General features: G+C 62.2%; 16 protein-coding genes and 1 other annotated feature. All 16 genes read right to left on the minus strand.

Going from position 1 to position 19064, the window contains the following annotated elements; all coding sequences use genetic code 11:
- Positions 1 to 55: 55 nt before the first annotated feature.
- The 16 genes from KVT38_RS23525 to KVT38_RS35435 all read right to left on the minus strand — a co-directional run bounded on the left by KVT38_RS23525 (position 56) and on the right by KVT38_RS35435 (position 18965).
- A complete protein-coding gene (locus KVT38_RS23525) occupies positions 56 to 931 on the minus strand; it encodes a M50 family metallopeptidase (protein ID WP_217596184.1) in 876 nt (291 codons plus the stop codon).
- On the minus strand, positions 924 to 2132 hold the full coding sequence (locus tag KVT38_RS23530) for a M23 family metallopeptidase (protein WP_217596185.1): 1209 nt from the start codon (positions 2130 to 2132) through the stop codon (positions 924 to 926). Before KVT38_RS23530 ends, KVT38_RS23525 begins: the two co-directional genes overlap by 8 nt.
- A 140-nt stretch (positions 2133 to 2272) precedes the next feature.
- Positions 2273 to 3421: an FtsW/RodA/SpoVE family cell cycle protein gene (locus tag KVT38_RS23535; protein ID WP_217596186.1), complete on the minus strand. Its 1149-nt coding sequence runs from the start codon at positions 3419 to 3421 to the stop codon at positions 2273 to 2275.
- Between the two features lie 6 nt (positions 3422 to 3427).
- Positions 3428 to 4222, minus strand: coding sequence for a septum site-determining protein MinD (gene minD, locus KVT38_RS23540; protein ID WP_217596187.1), 795 nt, complete (start codon positions 4220 to 4222; stop codon positions 3428 to 3430).
- A gap of 4 nt (positions 4223 to 4226) precedes the next feature.
- The gene (locus tag KVT38_RS23545) at positions 4227 to 4889 is read right to left on the minus strand and encodes a septum site-determining protein MinC (protein ID WP_217596188.1); all 663 of its coding nucleotides are present in this window, start codon (positions 4887 to 4889) and stop codon (positions 4227 to 4229) included.
- 85 nt (positions 4890 to 4974) lie between these two features.
- A complete protein-coding gene (gene mreD / locus KVT38_RS23550; RefSeq protein WP_217596189.1) occupies positions 4975 to 5511 on the minus strand; it encodes a rod shape-determining protein MreD in 537 nt (178 codons plus the stop codon).
- A complete protein-coding gene (mreC, locus tag KVT38_RS23555; RefSeq protein ID WP_217596190.1) occupies positions 5508 to 6332 on the minus strand; it encodes a rod shape-determining protein MreC in 825 nt (274 codons plus the stop codon). Before mreC ends, mreD begins: the two co-directional genes overlap by 4 nt.
- A gap of 87 nt (positions 6333 to 6419) precedes the next feature.
- Positions 6420 to 7445 (minus strand): rod shape-determining protein, encoded by a 1026-nt coding sequence (locus tag KVT38_RS23560; RefSeq protein ID WP_217596191.1) that lies wholly within the window; start codon positions 7443 to 7445, stop codon positions 6420 to 6422.
- A gap of 39 nt (positions 7446 to 7484) precedes the next feature.
- Positions 7485 to 8174, minus strand: a complete 690-nt coding sequence (gene radC, locus KVT38_RS23565; RefSeq protein WP_217596192.1) for a RadC family protein — start codon at positions 8172 to 8174, stop codon at positions 7485 to 7487.
- 132 nt (positions 8175 to 8306) lie between these two features.
- Complete coding sequence (locus KVT38_RS23570) at positions 8307 to 8918, minus strand: Maf family protein (RefSeq protein ID WP_217596193.1); 612 nt, start codon at positions 8916 to 8918, stop codon at positions 8307 to 8309.
- Positions 8919 to 8970: 52 nt separating this feature from the next.
- Positions 8971 to 9213, minus strand: coding sequence for a DUF4321 domain-containing protein (locus KVT38_RS23575; RefSeq protein WP_217596194.1), 243 nt, complete (start codon positions 9211 to 9213; stop codon positions 8971 to 8973).
- Positions 9214 to 9403: 190 nt separating this feature from the next.
- Complete coding sequence (locus tag KVT38_RS23580; protein WP_217596195.1) at positions 9404 to 11170, minus strand: SPOR domain-containing protein; 1767 nt, start codon at positions 11168 to 11170, stop codon at positions 9404 to 9406.
- A gap of 154 nt (positions 11171 to 11324) precedes the next feature.
- Positions 11325 to 12710 carry a UDP-N-acetylmuramate--L-alanine ligase gene (gene murC, locus KVT38_RS23585; RefSeq protein ID WP_254639491.1) on the minus strand — a complete coding sequence of 462 codons (1386 nt, stop codon included), beginning with the start codon at positions 12708 to 12710 and terminating at the stop codon, positions 11325 to 11327.
- Positions 12711 to 12717: 7 nt separating this feature from the next.
- A complete protein-coding gene (locus tag KVT38_RS23590; protein WP_217596197.1) occupies positions 12718 to 14148 on the minus strand; it encodes a bifunctional folylpolyglutamate synthase/dihydrofolate synthase in 1431 nt (476 codons plus the stop codon).
- A 17-nt stretch (positions 14149 to 14165) separates the two neighbouring features.
- Complete coding sequence (locus tag KVT38_RS23595) at positions 14166 to 16817, minus strand: valine--tRNA ligase (protein ID WP_217596198.1); 2652 nt, start codon at positions 16815 to 16817, stop codon at positions 14166 to 14168.
- 136 nt (positions 16818 to 16953) lie between these two features.
- Positions 16954 to 17200, minus strand: a binding site (T-box leader).
- Between the two features lie 124 nt (positions 17201 to 17324).
- The gene (locus KVT38_RS35435; protein ID WP_217596199.1) at positions 17325 to 18965 is read right to left on the minus strand and encodes a LysM peptidoglycan-binding domain-containing protein; all 1641 of its coding nucleotides are present in this window, start codon (positions 18963 to 18965) and stop codon (positions 17325 to 17327) included.
- Positions 18966 to 19064 lie beyond the last annotated feature (99 nt).

Genomic DNA, 19064 nt, shown 5'->3' on the forward strand with positions numbered 1-19064 from the left:
GCTTGTCCCGAGCGATGGCTGCCCGGGCCGCGGAATGTAGCCGTTTTAACCCATTTTACATGAAAAAGCGAAAATCCGCATTCCCTTCCGGCAAGCTGCCCAAAAAGCCGTCGATGACCTGTCCTTCGGGCAGGACGCGCGATATTTTCCCGTGATCCATCATATAGACGAGGTGGTAGCGCTCCTTCATGAGCAAACGGACGACATGCGACAGCTGCCGATGCCGCGACACGACGATCGGCTGCGCCAGCGTCCCCGCGTCGATCCGGTTCGAGGAACGCTCGGCTCTGCGGACGAGAAAACGAAGGAAAACGAACGGCAGATTGCGCATATACGTCCAATTGGAGGCGAACAAAAACAAGCCGATCGCCAGTAAATTGAGATGAACGAGTCCGCCGTAGAGCGGCGGAGACAACGCGCCGAGCACGACGGCCGCGCTGAACAGCAGGCTGATGCGGGCGCTCCAAATCAGCGTGCGATGATAGGGAAAATGCAGGCAAAACCAGCATTGCAGCAGCCTTCCGCCATCGAGCGGCAGCACCGGCAGTAGATTGAAGACGGCGATCAAGCCGCTCGCCCTCGCGAAATCTTCGGCCCAGACCTGATCGATAAGCCCCGCCTGGCCCAGTCCCCAGGCTGCCAGCGACAGCAGCGCGTTGTATGCCGGTCCCGCCGCCGCGACGAGCGCTTCCTCGCGCGCCGGCACGGAGCCGGCTTCCTCCGTCTCGACGACGCCCCCGAACGGCAGCAGCTTAACTTCGCGGATTTTCCACCCGAAGCGAAGCGCGGTCCATAGATGGGCAAGCTCGTGCAGCAGCACGATAAAAAAAAGCGCGATCATCTCCTGGAAGCGGCCGGTGAGGACGGAGAGCAGCATGAGAAGCACGAAGAGCGGGTGGAACCGGAAGGCGATTCCCCCGATTTTAATCAAAAGGAATCACTTCCTGCGGATCGAGCGGCCGGTCGCCGAGGCGAATCGCGAAATAAAGAATGCGCGCGCCGGAGCCGTCCGCCGCCGGACCGAGCGCGCCGAGCTTGCCTCCCGCCTCGACCCAGTCGTCCGCCCGCACCGAAGCCGCGCTGACGCCGCCGTAGACGGTCACGATCCGTCCGGCGTGCTGTACGAGTATGGTCGCGTCCCCTTGGGACGAAGACGTGACCTGGATGACGCGTCCGCTATGGACGGCGTTCACCTCGCTGCCCGGAGCCGCCTCGATCTTTATTCCGGTGCCGTTTTGCTTGTAGGTCTCCGCGATACGGCCCTGAACGGGCGCCACCGTCTGCTGGCCGTCCCACTCCGCGGTCACTTCCTCGACGTCGCCGCCGCCGCGGCGGAATACGGGCAGGAACGACGGCGAATCCCCGAACATGCGGCCGTACCAGGCTTCGGCGGCGGAGAAATCCATGTCCTGCGTCACCGCAACCGTCATCCAGTCTTCAGCCTGCCCGCTGCCCGGCAGCTCCCACTTCAGCCAGCCCCATGCCGCGCCGTACAGCAGCAGGGCGACGGCCGCACGTCTGACGAATCCCCGCCGCAACCGCGCAAGCATGCCGCTGCCCTCATAGCTCCCTCCGGGCGGCCGGCGGCCCGCGTTCGAACCGGCCGGTTCGTTGTACCAGGGCGCGATCGGCGCTCCGCCTCCGTATAGGCCTGCTCCGCCGGCGATGTCGCCGGCCGCGCCGCTCCCGCTTCCTCCCGCCGTTCCGCCCAATACGACGCCCGCAGGTCGCTTAGCGTTCCTGTCGTCTCCATACGTGCCCGGCGCGCCGACGATTCCCCCGGCGGCTGAGGCGGTGACAGCCCCCCGCTCGTCCCGAACGCCTGCGCCGGCGGCCGGCAGATCGCCAAGCGTCTTTTCTCCGCCCCAGCGCAGGCTGCCGATCGGGCCGACTTCCGCCGCCGGTCCGTCGCGCTCGGCGCGCCGCTTCGTCTTTACGATCGGACGCCAGGCGGCGCTCATCCGCAGCTGGCGCTGCCTCTCCTTCCACCACAGCTCGGGATCGGCTTCCAGCTCCTCCGGCGAATACGGTCTGTACGCGTACGGCGCCGACGGCGCGCCGCCTCCGGGACCCGCTCCCCCCGCGGCTGTGCCCGTCCGCCACGCTTCCCGCTTGTCCGTCTTCTTCGCCATGCCGAGCCCTCCTTGTCCTCTACTTCTAACACCTTATGGCCGCGGGACAAGGAATAGACCTCATAGACCTCTGGGTACGCAAACAGCCGTCCCGGCGTCTTGGAAGAAGACGCGACGGAACGGCTGTACGGCAATATCCTCTATTCTTCAAGCGTGTATTTCTCTTGATGCGCCCTGATGCTGAATACGAGTCCGATGGACAGCATGTTGAGCAGGAGCGAGGTGCCGCCATAGCTGACGAACGGCAGCGTAATGCCGGTGAGCGGCATCAGTCCGATCATCATGCCGACATTTTGGAAAATTTGGAACACGAGCATCGAAGCGATGCCGATAATGATGAACGAGCCTTTGATATCGATGCACTGGTAAGCGATGATGATCATCCTGTATATGAAAACGAAATACAGGAGGAGCAGCACCGCCGCGCCCTGGAAGCCGAATTCCTCCCCGACGACGACGAAGATCGAATCGGAGTACGTGTAGGGAATAAACTTGCGATTTTTGGACTCGCCCTGCATGTATCCGTCCCCGGCCAATCCGCCGGACCCGATCGCGATCTTGGCGTATTCGGTCTGGCGCCTCGCATCCGCGGACGCTTCCTCCGGATGGATGTACGTGTTGATCCGCTGGTACCAGTGGCCTTTGTCGTGGTCGTCCAGGTAGTTCTTGATCTCCTGGTTGTACGTATTAAACAACGTGTAGAAAAGCAAAATTCCGCCTACGACGGCGGCAAGACCGATGAGGACGTACGAATAGCGCACGTTGCCGATCCATAACATGCCGAGCACGATAAATACGTAGATCGTTGCATTGCCGAGATCCGGTTGAATCATGACGAGCAAAAACGGAACGAACGAGACCGCCGCGATCAGCAGCACGTCCTTGCGCATCGATAAAGGATCGCCTTGTCTGCGTCCCATGAGCCAAGCAACGGTGATAATGAGGAAAATCTTCACAATCTCTGCAGGCTGGAACTGTATGTTGCCCGGCAGCTCGAACCAGCTCTTGGCACCGTTGACCGGAGTCGCAAACAGGTAAACGGCGACAAGCAGCGCAAGTCCGATTCCGTACCAGACATACCAGGTCTTCAGCAGCAGCCTATAATTGAACAAAGTCGTCAGCAAAATGAGTACGAACCCGATACAGTAAAAGATAAGCTGCTGCATCGGCTTGGCGGAATATCCGGCATCGATACTCGTCGCGCTGCGCACAAGCAGCGCGCTGATCGCCATGAAGCCGAACAGGCACAGCAGCATGATCAGATCGATTTTTTTAAGACGGTTAAGCAATTCAGATCAACCCATTCCGAGAAACTTGCGCATGCGCCGCAGCACGCCGGATTTTTCTTCCAGGTGCATCAGCGGAACGGTCTCGCCGAGGATGCGGCGCGCGACGTTGCGATAGGCCATCGCGGCTCGGGAGTTCGGATTCATGACGGTCGGCTCGCCCTGGTTCGCCGCCTTGATGACGTCCTCGTCGTCCGGCACGATGCCGATCAGATCGATTGCCAGCACCTGGATAATGTCGTCGACCTCGAGCATGTCCCCGCTCTTCAGCAGATTCGGCCGAATCCGGTTGATGATGAGCTTGGGCTGCGAAATGTTCGTCTTTTCGAGCAGGCCGATGACCCGGTCCGCGTCGCGGACGGCCGCATTCTCGGGCGTCGTCACGACGATGGCATGATCGGCGCCGGCGATCGCATTGCGGAAGCCCTGTTCGATCCCCGCCGGACAGTCGATGATGACATAATCGAAATCGGGCTTCAGTTCCTCCACGATTTTGCGAACCTGATCGGGCGAAATGTCGTTTTTATCCTTCGTCTGCGCGGCCGGAAGCATGTACAGCTCGTCGAAGCGCTTGTCCTTCACGAGCGCCTGGTTCAGGCGGCAGCGTCCTTCGGCCACGTCGATCAGATCGTAAATGATCCGGTTTTCGAGACCCATCACGACGTCCAGATTGCGCAGGCCGATATCGGTATCGATCATGCACACCTTTTTGCCCATGAGCGCCAGGGCCGTGCCGACATTCGCGGAAGTCGTCGTCTTGCCAACGCCGCCCTTGCCCGATGTCACGACTATCGCTTCACCCATCGTTCTACACTCCTTTGGCCTGCAAAACTCGATTGCGGATATGGTGCAGGTGCGCCGTCTTGTCGATTTGCATGGCGCCGTCCTTTAAATAAGCGTATTCCATCCACGATTCGCCGCTGGCCCATTCGTCGGGCGGACGGCTGATGACCTCGGCGATGCGAAGCTGCGTCGGCTTCATGAGCGACGCCGCGATGATCGCCTCGGAATGGCCGGCGCACCCTGCGTGAGCCACGCCACGAAGCGCGCCCATTATATAAATATCGCCCGTACTCCGAACGGCCCCGCCGGGATTGACGTCCCCGAGCAGCAGCAGATGTCCTTCGTGCTCGAGCGTCTGCCCGGACCGAACCATGCCGGTGACCGTCTCGACCTTATAGGAGCTGTAGTCGGCCGGTCCGACGGGGGGCGGATCGCTCTCGATCGATTGGACGACAAAATTGCCCTGCTTGCGAATAATCGAGCGGATGCGCTCTCTATCCTCCTCGGGAAGCTGACGGGCGCCGAGTTTGATCTGAATATGCACGATCGGTCCGGCGAGCTGCTGCTCGTGCTTCTGCAGCTTGGCTTCAAGCTCTTCGATCAGCGCGTCGAGCTCGCAATCGTCGTCGAGCAGAAATACGAGTCCGTCCTTGACCCCTTTGATCGTCACTAGCGATTTGACATTCACGCCTCGTCCCTCCTACTGCTAACCAATTCGGGCAGGAGCGCCCGAATTCCTGCCTGGCTGCCGCGATCCGTCGCTAGCGCGAGCTTCAGTTGCCCTCTGCCGTCTCCGACTGCGATACGACTTGCCGGACCAAGTAGCGTCGCAATGGCAGGTACAGCGCCAAGGCAACGAGCATTTGCAGCAGCAGCGTCGGCAGCACCTGCCAGTAGAAGACGAAGCTGGCGTTCAAGTGCGTTAGGGAGAACAGCTTGTATACGAAATAGACGAGCATGTCGAGCAAACCGCTGCCCACGCCGGTCAACAGCAGGACGAACGCCAACGTGTTCAGCTTGCGCTCGAAGGCGAGTCCGATCAGATAACCGAACAAGGCCATGCCAAAAGCGTACGCACCGATCATATGGCCGTAAAACAGCATGTCCTCGAGCAAGCCGAACCCGAGACCGAACAAAAAAGCGCGATGACGGCCGCCCAGCAGTGCGACGAAAACCGTCATGATGAACGGAAGATGCAGCAGCAGCCGGCCGTTCCAGGCGGACGGCACGAGCCAGGGCAGCACCGAGGTCTGGATCAGCAGCAATACGAGCGTAGCTACGATGGCCCGGTTCATTCGGATCTTTGTCATGGCTGATCCGGGTCCTGCGTCATAACGACGAATACTTCGTACAGATGGTCGAACTTGGCGGCCGGCTGGATCGTCGCCGTATGCGTGAGGCCGAAGTCGCCGACCTGATTGGTGAGCACCTTGCCGATGATCAGCCCCTTGGGCAGAACGCCGCCCATACCGGACGTGACGACGGTATCGCCTTCGACCACGTTCGCGTTTTCATCGATTTTGCTCATGCGCATGACGCCGTTTTCCTTGTCGTAGTCGACGATGCCGAATACTTGCTGCTCCTTGCCGGATATGGTCGCAGAGATCTGGAGCGTGTCCGGCGCGGTGGAGTCCAGCTCGGTAATCGGCATGACGGTCGACGTGAACTCGGACACCTTGCTGACCAAACCGACGAGTCCGTCCACAGTGACGACCGCCATCCCGGCCTTAACGCCGTCGTGGGCGCCCTGATCGATCTTGATCGTCTTGTCGTACGGATTGGAGCCGCTCGCGACCACCTGGGCGATAACCTGCTTATAATTGAATAATTGCTCTTGCCGCTTCTTGAATTCAAGATCTTTTTTGTAACGCTCGTTGTCGCTCGCGATCCGGTTGTAGCGGATCTGATCCTGCGTGTACATGGCCACCGTGCGGCGCAGCTCTTCGTTCTCCTTGTAGACGTCGGAAAGCCGGCCGAGGTCGCGGAAGAAGCCCGCGACCGCTCCGACCGGCCGGTACAGCGCGCTTTGCGCCGTCCCGAACGCGTCGTTAACGAAGCGTTCGGGCCACGTCAAGCCGCTGCGGCGCAAGGTGAACCCCATGACGGCGATAAAAAGGATCAAGCCGATCATGAGAATGAATAAACGTTTGGTCCCGAATAATTTAAAAATAACGATCACCTGCTTCTGACATGCCGCCGAACGGCGGTACCCGGCGCATTAACGCCCGCGAGAAGAGCCCTTGGACTTGAACAGATGGATATTCTCAAGCGCCCTGCCGGTGCCGATCGCCACGCAATCGAGCGGGTTCTCGGCGACGATGACCGGCATGCCGGTCTCCCTGGCGAGCAGCTTGTCCAGATTGCGAAGCAGGCCGCCGCCGCCCGTCAGCACGATGCCGCGGTCCATAATGTCCGCCGACAGCTCGGGCGGGCACTTCTCCAGCGTCACCTTGACGGCGTCGACGATCGCGTTCACCGTGTCGGCCAGCGCCTCCGTGATCTCGTCGGACGTGATGGCGAGCGTCTTCGGCAAGCCCGTGACCAGGTCGCGGCCGCGGATCTCGATCGACTCCATCTTGTCGAGCGGCATAGCCGAACCGATCTCCATCTTGAGCTGCTCGCTCGTGCGCTCGCCGATCATCAGATTGTAGAGGCGCTTGATATATTGCATGATCGACTCGTCCATCTCGTCGCCGGCCACGCGGATCGAGCGGCTCGTGACGATGCCGCCGAGCGAGATGACCGCGACTTCGGTCGTGCCGCCGCCGATGTCGACGACCATGCTCCCGGTCGGCTCCCAGACGGGCAGGTCCGCGCCGATCGCAGCCGCGAACGGCTCTTCGATCGTGACGGCGTCGCGCGCGCCGGCCTGCTTGGCGGCATCTTCGACCGCGCGCTTCTCGACGGCCGTAATGCCGGAAGGCACGCAGATCATTACATTGGGATGGCGCGAAGGGAAGGAACGCTGCTTCTGGGCGCGATTCAAAAAGTACTTAATCATCGTGGCGGTCGTGTCAAAATCGGCGATGACGCCGTCCTTCATCGGGCGGATGGCGCGAATGTTGCCCGGGGTTCGTCCGATCATTTTCTTGGCTGCTTCGCCGACGGCCTCGATCTTCTTTGTATCGGTACGAAGGGCGACCACGGAGGGTTCCCTGACGACGATGCCTTTGCCTTTGACGTATACGAGCGTGTTAGCTGTGCCCAGGTCGATACCCAGGTCTCGTGTAAATCCTCCGAACATGCTTTGTAACCTCCTGTTGGGACAATCCTGTATATTATATTACAAGGAGCCCAGCTCCTTCAAACTTACAAAGCGATTGTCACCGATTACCAAATGATCGAGCAGCTCGATGCCGACGAGCTGGCCGGCTTCGGCGAGCCTTCGGGTAAGCGCTATATCTTCCGCGCTCGGTGTCGGATCCCCGCTAGGATGGTTGTGGGCGCATATGATGGAGGCGCTGCTGCGTCGGATGGCCGCGCGGTACACCTCGCGCGGATGCACGATGGCCGCGCTCAGTGAACCGACGGAGAGCGTGTCCATACCGATGACCTGGTTTTTCGTATCGAGAAACAGGCAGACGAAGCGCTCCTCGCGCAGATGCCGCATCTCCTCCATCAGAAGCTCGGAGGCGTCCTGGGGACGCTGGATGCGAGGCATCTCGGGGAGTCTCGCGCGGGCCATGCGCCTGCCGAGCTCGATCGAGGCTTGCAGCTCGACCGCCTTGGCGGGTCCGATCCCCTTGATATGCACAAGTTCGTCCCAGGCGCGCTCGGCCAGCCTGCGCAGTCCGCCGCATTCGTTTAAAATCCGCTGCGCGAGGTGAATCGCAGACTCGTTTTTCGTGCCGGTGCGGAGCAGGATGGCAAGCAGCTCAGCGTGGCTCAGCGCGGCGGCGCCTCTGCTTCGCATACGCTCGCGCGGCCTTTCGTTTTCAGGCATTTCCCTTAACGTATAAACGCGTTGTTCCATCTCGATCGTTCCCTCTTCCCTATCGACCGCATCGGCTGCGGATATCGGCTCAAGGTCATCCGGCGGGACGCTACCCCGCGGCCTGGTCGCGGCCGTCGTGCGTCGCCGTGCGAAATCCCTCATCCGACCCGGTCAGGGAAGCTGAAGACCGAACTCGCCCAGCTGCGAAGCAAGCATGGAGACCGGCAGTCCGACGACGGTAAAAAAGTCGCCTTCGATCCGATCGACGAGCATCGCGCCGATCTCCTGAATGCCGTATGCCCCCGCCTTGTCCATTGGCTCTCCCGAATCGACGTATCGGGCGATCTGTTCCCCCGTCAGTGCCCGCATGAACACGCGCGTGACGCTGTGCGACACGACGGTTCGGCCGGACGCCGCATCGATGCAGCACAGGCCCGTGAATACCTCGTGTGCGCAGCCTGCAAGCCGCGTCAGCATCGCGATTGCATCCGCGCGATCCTTCGGCTTGCCGAGAACGTCTCCGTTCAGCACGACGATCGTATCGCTGCCGACGACGATCGCCCCCGGCGTACGCGAAGCGCGTTCCAGCACGGCGGCAGCCTTGCGGCGCGAGAGTTCTTCAACGATGCGAGAGGGACTCCAGCCCTCCGGCGTATCCTCGTCGGCATGGCTGGGCATGATCTCGACGGGCAAACCTAGCAAGCCGATCAATTGCTGCCTGCGCGGCGAAGTCGAAGCGAGAACGAGCGTAGCGCGCTTCTCGGACGCGGCATGTTGGGTCATCACGTTATCTTCCTTTCGGGATCGCTTCACTCGGCCCCTATGGGCATCCAATTTACATTTTCCGATAAATCCAGATCGCCGCCGCGATGCCGACCATACTGAGCAGGCTCACGTTCAGCGAGATATTGATGTTGTATACGAGAACGAGCAAATCGGCGGAAGGGGACCAATGCACCTTCACCGTCCGCGTGAGGAAATCGAGCCCCGGGACGCGCTTCAGCCAATCCGCGACAAGTGCGCCGGCCAGCATGCCGAGGAATACGAATAAAATCAAAATCCAGCCGTTTTTCTTCACGCTATCTACGTCTCCCGCCATTTTTTGACACTTGCTTCATTATTATACGTGGCTGCGGCGGCACGCACAATGGACAACGCAAAGACAGCCCCTTTGGAGGGGCTGCCGGTTCGCGCGACGCGGGAAGCCGCGGCTTCGATAGGTCCAGAGAGCCAGCGATTTTAGCGCTGTCCAGGATAAGCGGGGCGCGTCAGTCCCCGTCTTCGCCGAGCTCTTCTCGCAGCTGGCGAGCGATCAGCGCCGCCTTCATCGTCGAGGTTTGCACGGCCCGCAAGCGGGCGGCGGACGGCTCCTTGCCGTAGGCGGCCCATTGCTCAGTGGCGCCTTGGAGCTGGGTGGCAAGGGCTTGCGCAGGCTCGCCGCGGCTGCCGGACCATTTGGCCATGTCCGCCGTAGTCGCTTTCCAGCGCTTCGTAGCGGCCTGCACGCCGGCATCGGACTGCGCGCTCGGCTGCGCCGATCCGCCCTCGGTCAACAGCCCCGCCGAAGTCGCGGCGAGCAAACGGCCGAGTGCGTCGCTTTCCTCGAGAAATGCAGCCCACGATACCGCCGCCGGCGTCTGCGGAAGCGAGAGCGCCGGATTGTCCAGCGCTTTCGCGTACAGTTCCTCGTCGGTCAACGCCGCGGCCAGCTTCTCCGCTTCGGCTTTGCCGGCCGCGATTCCCGCGTATACGCGGTAACCGTCCCTCGTATCCGTCGCGGCCGCGATGCCTTGGCTCGTCAGCGCTTGGACGGCCTCGTTCATGCTGGCTTCGCTCTGAAAAACGCCATACTGCAGCAAATAGCTGACCGAGGCGGGCACCCGGGCATCGCCGGACGCGCTCGCCGCCTGGTCCGGCTGCGCCGCATTTGTCGTGGTCGCGCCGTTCGCCTTGCCTGCCGCAGCTTGCCCGGACGCCGCCGGATCGGTCTTCGGGCCGTCCGACGCTGCCGCGTGTGTTGCGGCAGGCTTCACACCGGCGGATGCCGGATCTGCGGCGCTGCCCGAAGGCAGGATCGGCTCGCCCGTAAACAGCGCCAACACAATATACCCGAAAATTGCACCGGTCACGATCGCGGCCGCTACCGACACGAAAATGCGCATCCACGAAGGCCCGCTTCGATATCTCCGAATCTCGCCGTCGTCGATCCAATGCTCGTCCGCGCGTACGTACGGGTCCTCATTCGCGGAACGAATGCCGTCGCCGGACGCGGCGCTTGGATAAGGCGGCTCGTAAACCTGTTGATCCTCGTAGGGGGGATCGAACGCTTGCGTATGCCGATCCGCCGGCGTGCCACGCAGGTCAGCGTAGGGGAAGTCGCGTGTGGATGTCGACGGAGCCGATGCTGGCTTGCGAAAACCGGCGACGCGTCCCACCGCCCCGTTCGCGCTGCCGGAGTTCCGCGTACGGTCTTCGCTTGCATGGCGGCCGCGCTCACGATCTGCCCCGCGAATCAATTGCTCCAAGGCCTCGACGTCGTCCTCGTACGGACCCGATCTCGCATCGCGGGCTGTCGGTCGGCCCTGCGCTTGAGAACGGACTTGGCGCTTGCCGGACGGAATCGTATCGGAATTATGCGTGTTCGAAGGCAGCGCACGGGACGGTGACGCGTGGGGCGGCTTGCTGTCTTGGGCCGGATAGCTTGGCATACGTTCTGCCGTCTGGGCGCCCGCCTCAGCCAAAACGACTCGTGCGGGGGCGTCGGACTTCGGGGGCGGCGACTGGCGCCCTTGTCCGATATGCGCGCCTTTGCCCGGCAAGCGATATCCGCTGCCGGCGGTCGGCGCCTGCCTGCCCGCCTGCGCCGAAAAGCCGCGCGGCTTGAATCCTCGGACTGCCGGGTCCGCGTGGGCGGCGTTCTCGCTTCCTTGCCCGGATGCTTGCTGCTCTGCTTTTTGTTGGTCAGCGCTATCGTTTCGAACTTCCCGCGGAAGGTTGCCTTCAAATTTAAAGGTCATTCTGGAAGGTGGCTGCATCTTGGCTTCTCTCCCTGCTGCTTCGTCTATTAATCCTAGTCTATGAACGAATGAGAGAGAATATGATTGCCTGTACGCAGCCCTCGGCCATGTTACGCCAACCGCGCGCATCAAAAAACGCAGCAGGCTCGCACCGCTGCGTTTCGATATACTACTATTTCCCCGCTCGATCCCGCAGGATGCGGGCCAACTCGTCGGCCGACTTCCAGATGTCGCCGGCGCCCATCGTCAAGACGAGATCGCCGGGCTTCACCCGCTCGGCCAGCAGGTCGCGGACTTGCTCGCGCGTCGGCACGTGCGTGACGTTGGCGTTGCTGTTCTCGGCGATCAGCTGAACGAGCCGCGACGACGTCACGCCTTCGATCCGCTTCTCGCCCGCCGGCGAGTAGATATCGGTAATATATACCTCGTCCGCTTCGGCGAACGCTCTGCTGAACGCATCCAGCAGGAAGTAGGTGCGCGTGTACCGCTGCGGCTGAAATACCGCCAAAATGCGCTTGCCCGTCGCCTTGGCCGCCAAAATGGTAGCCTGAATCTCGGTCGGATGATGCGCGTAATCGTCGATGACGAGAATGTCGTCCACGTCCCCGAGCACCTGGAACCGGCGCTTAGCGCCTCTGAACTCGACGATTGACGACGCGATCCGCTCGAACGGCACGCCCGCATGCAGGCAAACGGCGATCGTCGCGAGCGCGTTGTAGACGTTGTGCAAGCCGGGGACGGAAAGACGAACGTGGCCGAGCGACGCTCCGCCTTTGACGACTTCGAACGAGGCTTGCCGATCGCCGAGTTCGATGGAGACCGCTTTGTAGTCCGCTTCGCCTTCGATGCCGAAGGTGATCACATGCGTCCCAGACACCTGGGGCAGCAGTTCTCTCACGTTCGCGTCGTCCGTGCATACGACCGCGCAGCCATCGGTACGGACCTGCTTCAGAAATTGCACGTAAGCGGCCTTCAGCTTGCCGAAGTCGCCGTCGTAATTCTCAAGATGATCCGCTTCGATATTCGTGACGACGGCCACAGCGGGCTCGTACTGAAGGAACGATCCGTCGCTCTCGTCCGCCTCGGCCACGACATGCTCGCCTTTGCCCGCCTTCGCGTTCGTGCCGACGTTAACGATCTCTCCCCCGATGATGTACGTGGGATCAAGCCCCGAGAGCTCCATGACGAGCGCGATCATCGAAGAGGTCGTCGTCTTGCCGTGCGCGCCGGCGACCGCGATGCCGGTGCGGCTGTTGAGCAGCCGGGCCAGCATTTGGGCGCGGTGCAGCGTCGGAATGTTCAGGCTCTCCGCCTCCACGCGCTCGACGTTATCTCGCGCCAGCGCCGTGGAGTAGACGACCAGATTGGCGCCTCGAACGTTGCCGGGCTCGTGCCCGATGTAAATCTCGGCCCCTTTGCTGGCCAGTTTGTCCGTCAATTCCTGCCGGGCGACGTCCGACCCGGTCACATGATAGCCCATCTCCAGCATCACTCTGGCGATGGCGCTCATCCCGTAGCCGCCGATGCCGATAAAATGTACGTGTTCAGCCGTTGCCAACGACGCTTCACCAGCCTTTCTCAGAAGTTTTGCGTTCGAGCAGCCATGAACGGACATCCGCGATCAAATAGAGCGTGCCCGTCACGAGCGTCAACGTATTTTCCTCGGGTTCGGCGGCCGCGAGGCTTTGTATTTTTTCGAGCGCTTTGCGCCAATCCGGTTCGACAATGACGGCTGCCGCGCCGCCCGCATCCCGCCCCGCACGCCGGGCGACATCCGCCAGCGCTTCAGCCCCCATCTTGCGATGATGGTCCGGTTCCGTAACGACAAGCGTACTCACCATTGGTAGTATATGCCTTAAGGCGTCTTCATGATTCTTGTTGGGCATCATCGCCAGCAGCACGTTGAGCTTATCGCGCGGATAGCCTTGCCGAAGCGCCTCAGCGAGCGCGGCCATGCCTTCGGGATTATGCGCGCCGTCCAGCAGAATCCGAGGCTCGCCGCCGACGAGTTCAAGCCTGCCCGGCCAAGCCGCCCGGCGCAGACCTTCCCTGAGGTCCTCCTCGTCGACGATAAGCGCGTAATAAGTCCGAAGCACGTCGATCGCCATGATCGCGGCTGCGGCATTGGTCTGTTGGTGGGGACCGGCCAAGCCGATCCTCACATCCTCGAGCGCCCGGAACAAATTCCGGAAATCGAAGGATTGCTCTTCTTCCTGCGCGCCCCGGCTTTCGTAGGAAAACTGCTCGCCCAGCTGATAAAGCGTCGCCTTGCGCGCGGCTGCGGTCTCTCGGACGATCGCGGCGGCTTCCGGCTGCAGGACGGCCGATACGACCGGGACGCCGGATTTAACGATGCCGGCCTTTTCCCGTGCGATCTGCTCGATCGTATCCCCGAGCAGATCCATATGGTCGTGCCCGACGTTCGTGATGACGCTGACGACCGGCGTAACGACGTTCGTCACGTCAAGACGCCCGCCCAGCCCCGTTTCCCAGACGACATAATCCGGAAAAGTAACGGTCGCGTAGTACAGAATCGCCATGGCTGTCGTCAGCTCGAAAGCCGTCAGCGGTCCCCATTCGGAATCCGCAAGCTCGTCGGAGAGCGGCTTCAGCCGGTTCGCGATATTAACGATCGCTTCTTCGGGCATCGCCTCGCCGTTGTAATCGATGCGGTCGGCGAACGAAGTGAGATACGGGGACGTGAACAACCCTACGTCATACCCGCTCTTCCGCAGCACCGAGGCCAGCATGGCGCATACGGAGCCTTTGCCGTTCGTGCCCGCTACGTGGATGAAACGCAGCCGCCGTTGCGGGTAGTTCAGCTTTTCCAGCAGCAGCTCCATCCGCTCGAGGCCCGGCTTGATGCCGACGACCGGCGCGAGACCGGCGATCCAGCCGATCGCTTCGGCCGCGGTGCGGAAGGCAACCGGCGTGCCTGCCCCGGCGGATGTCAGGTCATGAACGTTCTGAGAAGACGCGTCCTGCGAAGTTGTCATGCCTGGTCTCGCCTCCATTAGTTTTTAAGCTCTTCGATCCGGGCCAGCACCTTGTCGCGCTTGTCGCGATAATCCTCGCCCTTAGCGCGCTCTTGCTCGACGACGTGGGCAGGCGCCTTCGCGATATACCCTTCGTTCGCCAGCTTCTTCTCCACGCGTTCGACCTCGGCGTTCAGCGAAGCGAGCTCCTTGGTCAGCCGCGCGATCTCCTGCCCGATATCGATCAGGCCGGCGATCGGCAGGTACAGCTCGACGCCCGTCACGATGGCGGTCATCGCCTTCTCCGGCGCCGCGAGACCCGCGTCCAGCGTCAGGCTCGATGTGTTGCAGAAGCGGCGCAGGTACTCTTCGTTGCGCTTCAGAATGCCCGCGGACGCTTCGGTCGTCGGCTTGGCAAGCAGTTCGACCTTTTTGCCCGGCGTCACGCCGACTTCGGCGCGCACGTTGCGTACCGCGCGGATCGCGTCCATAAGCAGCCCCATCTCGGCGACCGCCTCGGGCGCCTCGAAGGCGGCGTCGTACGCCGGCCATGCCGCCAGCGTGATCGTCTCTCCCGCTTCGTGAGGCAGATGCTGCCAGATCTCTTCCGACAAATAAGGCATGAACGGATGCAGCAGCCGCAGCGTGCGATCCAGCACATAGGCGATGACCGATTGCGTGCTCGCCTTCGCCGCCGCGTCTTCGCCGTACAGCGTGAGCTTGGCGAACTCGATGTACCAGTCGCACAGATCGTCCCAGATGAAATTGTACAGCAGACGTCCCGTCTCGCCGAACTCGTACGTTTCCATAAGCCGGGTGACGTCGCGCGCCGTCTCGTGGAACCGGTGCAGGATCCAGCGGTCCGCCGTAGAGAGGCTGCCGGTCAGATCGATGTCTTCAACCTTGAAGCCTTCGAGATTCATCAAGGCAAAGCGCGAAGCGTTCCAGATCTTGTTGGCGAAGTTGCGCGCCTGCTCGACCTTCTCCCAGCGGAAGCGAAGGTCCTGCCCCGGCGTGTTGCCCGTGGACAGCATGTAGCGCATCGCGTCCGCGCCGTATTTCTCGATGACCTCGAACGGATCGACGCCGTTGCCGAGCGACTTGGACATCTTGCGCCCTTCGGCGTCGCGCACGAGACCGTGGATGAGCACGTCCTTGAACGGCGACTCTCCGGTGAACTCCAGCGCGGTGAAAATCATCCGGGCGACCCAGAAGTAGATGATGTCGTAGCCGGTAACGAGCACGTCCGTCGGATAGTAACGCTTCAGATCCTCGGTACTGTCCGGCCAGCCGAGCGTCGAGAACGGCCACAGCGCCGAGCTGAACCACGTGTCCAGCACATCCTCGTCCTGCACCCAGCCTTCGCCTGCAGGCGCCTCCGTGCCGACGTAGATCTCGTCCGTGCCTTCCTTGTACCACGCCGGAATGCGGTGTCCCCACCAGAGCTGGCGGGAGATGCACCAGTCGCGCACGTTCTCGATCCAGTGCAAATAGATCTTCTCGAAGCGATCCGGCACGAAGTTGACGCCCTTGCCCGAGCGCTGCGCGTTAATCGCGGCTTCGGCGAGCGGCTTCATGGAGACGAACCACTGCGTCGAAAGGTAAGGCTCGACGACGGCGCCGCTGCGCTCGCTATGGCCCACCTGGTGGACGTGGTCCTCGATGCGGATCAGGACGCCCTGCTCCTGCAGATCCTTGACGATCGCTTTGCGGCAGTCGGCGCGGTCCATGCCTTCGTACGGACCGGCCTGGTCGTTCATCCGGCCGCTCTCGTCCATGACGATGATCTGCGGCAGCTCGTGGCGGGCGCCGACCTCGAAGTCGTTCGGGTCGTGCGCCGGCGTGATTTTGACGGCGCCGCTGCCGAAGTCTTTGTCGACATACTCGTCGCCCACGATCGGAATCTCGCGGCCGATGATCGGAAGTCGGAGCATTTTGCCGATGAGATGCTTGTAGCGCTCGTCCTCGGGATGAACGGCTACCGCCGTATCGCCCAGCATCGTCTCCGGACGCGTCGTCGCGACCGTCAGGTGGCCGCTGCCGTCCGCGAGCGGATATTGCAGGTGATACAGATGCCCGTTCACTTCTTTGTATTCGACTTCAATGTCCGACAGCGCGGTCTTGGCCGCCGGATCCCAGTTGATAATGCGCTTGCCGCGGTAGATCAGGCCCTTGTCGTACAGGCGCTTAAACACCTCGCGAACCGCCTTCGACAAGCCTTCGTCGAGCGTGAACCGCTCGCGGGAATAGTCCAGGCTGAGGCCCATCTTGGACCATTGCTTGCGGATCGAGCCGGCGTACTGCTCCTTCCAATCCCAGACGCGCTCGAGGAACTTCTCTCGGCCGAGATCGTAGCGGGACAGACCTTCCTCGCGAAGCGTGCTCTCGACCTTCGTCTGCGTGGCGATGCCCGCGTGGTCGGTGCCGGGCACCCATAGCGCGTCGAAGCCCTGCATACGCTTGAAGCGGATCAGGATGTCCTGCAGCGTCAGGTCGAGCGCATGGCCGTTATGCTGCATGCCCGTCACGTTCGGCGGCGGGATGACGATCGTGTATTTGGGCGCCTCGGGACGCAGGCCTGCCTTGAAATAACCGCCTGCGAGCCAGGCGTCGTACCATTTCTGCTCGGCGCCGGTCGGGTCGTACGTGGTGGGCAGCTCAAGTGGTTTGTTTTGATTGATGTCGCTCATTGAATTCACAACCTCCAGGGACGTGGATCAGACGATTGGCGATCGGCCGGCGGCTCGCATGCTGCCTGCCGGGCCGGCTCTGTGCGGGGAAGGGCGCCCGGGGCGAGACCCCGAAAAAAAGCAAAAACCTCCCGCCGCAAAGGACGAAAGGTTGAACTTCCGTGGTACCACCTTCATTCCGCATCATCCGATCGGACGAAATGCGGCTCTCGAACGCAGGATAACGGCTGCAGCCGTCCCGTTCTACGTCATGCTCGGTTCGAACGGGAAACTCCAGGGCGACTTCGGCAGCTTACTTCCTGCGGAACCTCGCAGCGCTGCGAGGCAGCGGTTCCGCTCTCTGAAGGGTACGACTGCTTACTGGTCCCTATCCATGTCTTATTTCCCTATCATACCCGTACGGTTACATGCAGTCAACCTGCCGGCGACAGCAGCCCACGCTCGCCCTCTTGCAACGCAAAGACGCCCTGCGGCAGTTAGCTGTCGCAGGGCGAATCGATACGATGCCTAAGGGATATACAGCACCTGGCCTTCCGCCAGATGCGGGTCGGGCAGCCGGTTGTACAGCTGAAGCTCGCGGGACTGCAGCTGATACTTGCCCGCGATGCCGTCGAGCGTGTCCTCCCGCTGCACGATCACCATCTTGACCTTGCGGAACGACTGACCGGCTTCCTTCGCAAGGAACAGGCGCGTCCACTCGATCTCGTCTCCCGAGGCGCGACTGTTCTGTGCGTTCTCGGGAGGCGCGGCTAACCTTGCCTCTTCGGCCGCCTTCAGGCCGGCCTCGCGGATCGCGCCTTTGTCGCCAAGCTGCGACAGGATGCCGACGCCGAATACGGATTCGGCACCGCCCGCCCCTTTGGCGGACAAGCCCAGCTTCGGTCCCGCCGGGTCCGGCTGCCGCTGCTCGTGCGGGGAGGCTTCGCCTGCATCGGCAGCTTCTGTCTGGTCCTGGGTCTTCGCGTCGTTTTCGAGACCCGGCCATGCGGAAGGCGCGGGAATGCTGGCCTCGTATACGAGCGGATAACTTGGAAGCTCCGACTGCGGAGAAGCGGTCTCGGCCGGCGCGATCCCCGCAGGCGTGGTCTCGACAGGCGCGGTCCCGGCCGGTGCGATGAACTCGGCCGGCTCCTCCTCAAGGCGCTGGTAGGCGAGCAGCCGCTCCCACGCTTCGGCTTCCTCCCGCCTGTCCCGCTCCTCCGCCAGCTGCCTCTCGCGCTCCGCCCGCTCAAGCGCGTCGCGCGCCTCCCGCTCCGCTTTCTCGCGCTCCGCAAGCTCGAAGGCCCGCGCCTCCTCGGCGGCGCGAGCCGCCCGGTCCGCCTCCGCCCTCGCCGCTTCGGCGAGCTGCCGCTCCAGCGCCTCGGCGGCGACCTGGGCGAGTTCTTGCTGCCGCTGAAGCGTCTCTTCGCGCAACCGCGCCTCGGCTTCCGCGCGAGCGCGCTGCTGCTCGTACCAGACCGGCGAGACGGCCGCTTCCTGGGCGGCGTTCGGGTCCGTCCATGCAGGAGGCAAATAGACCGGTCCGGGCTGCGAATAGACCGGTGCCTGCGGCTGGCTGCCTCCGGCAAACGAATCGTTCGTCCGTTCCGCTTCGGCCGCTTCGGCGAAAGGCTCGTTTGCTTCGACCGCCTCCGCAGGCTGGAACGCGTATTCGCCAAGCGGCGGCAGCGCGAAGGACGGATCGGCTTCGTCGCGCCGCTCCGATCCGGGCGCGGATACCCGCTCCGGCGCATCGTGCGCGACCGTGAAGCCGTCCTCGTGCCACACGGGCGCCTCGCGCGCCTCGGTCTGCACGCCGCGCAAGCCCAGCACGCCGGTCACGTTCAAGGAGCGTTCGGCGAGCAGATCGACGTCAAAATGATCGATCTCGACGTCCAGCTCCTCCAATTGGCGCACGCGGCTCTGCGGCAAGGAGATCTCGACCGGAATGCGGTGCTCCAGCGTGCCCGCCGAATCCGCTTCCCCAATCGGCCTGTAGGTGCCGCTCAGCAGCAAATAACCGCGCAGCAGCACGCTATCTTCCTGCTCCAGCGCTTCGATATGCGGCGACAACTCGATCTCTTCAAGCGTGTCGATCGGCAAGGCGTCGCTTGCCAGCTGCACCCGTTCATAAATATCGAATCTCAACCCGTTCGACGATTCCGTCACGACAGGTCTCCCCCTCTCGGCATAGAGTCCCTGCATCCCCGGCTGCCGGAAAACGCCCGGAGGCAGGCTTCACTCCTTATCTATCTATATGCCTTAAAA

It is taken from the genome of Cohnella sp. GbtcB17 (assembly GCF_019091135.1).
Lineage (GTDB): Bacteria > Bacillota > Bacilli > Paenibacillales > Paenibacillaceae > Cohnella.

Coding starts and splice junctions, on each gene's coding strand:
- KVT38_RS23530 (WP_217596185.1), bottom strand. CDS start 2,132: ATGGCGAAGAAGACGGACAAGCGGGAAGCGTGGCGGACGGGCACAGCC.
- minD (WP_217596187.1), bottom strand. CDS start 4,222: ATGGGTGAAGCGATAGTCGTGACATCGGGCAAGGGCGGCGTTGGCAAG.
- mreD (WP_217596189.1), bottom strand. CDS start 5,511: ATGACAAAGATCCGAATGAACCGGGCCATCGTAGCTACGCTCGTATTG.
- mreC (WP_217596190.1), bottom strand. CDS start 6,332: ATGATCGGCTTGATCCTTTTTATCGCCGTCATGGGGTTCACCTTGCGC.
- KVT38_RS23560 (WP_217596191.1), bottom strand. CDS start 7,445: ATGTTCGGAGGATTTACACGAGACCTGGGTATCGACCTGGGCACAGCT.
- radC (WP_217596192.1), bottom strand. CDS start 8,174: ATGGAACAACGCGTTTATACGTTAAGGGAAATGCCTGAAAACGAAAGG.
- KVT38_RS23570 (WP_217596193.1), bottom strand. CDS start 8,918: ATGACCCAACATGCCGCGTCCGAGAAGCGCGCTACGCTCGTTCTCGCT.
- KVT38_RS23580 (WP_217596195.1), bottom strand. CDS start 11,170: ATGCAGCCACCTTCCAGAATGACCTTTAAATTTGAAGGCAACCTTCCG.
- KVT38_RS23590 (WP_217596197.1), bottom strand. CDS start 14,148: ATGACAACTTCGCAGGACGCGTCTTCTCAGAACGTTCATGACCTGACA.
- KVT38_RS23595 (WP_217596198.1), bottom strand. CDS start 16,817: ATGAGCGACATCAATCAAAACAAACCACTTGAGCTGCCCACCACGTAC.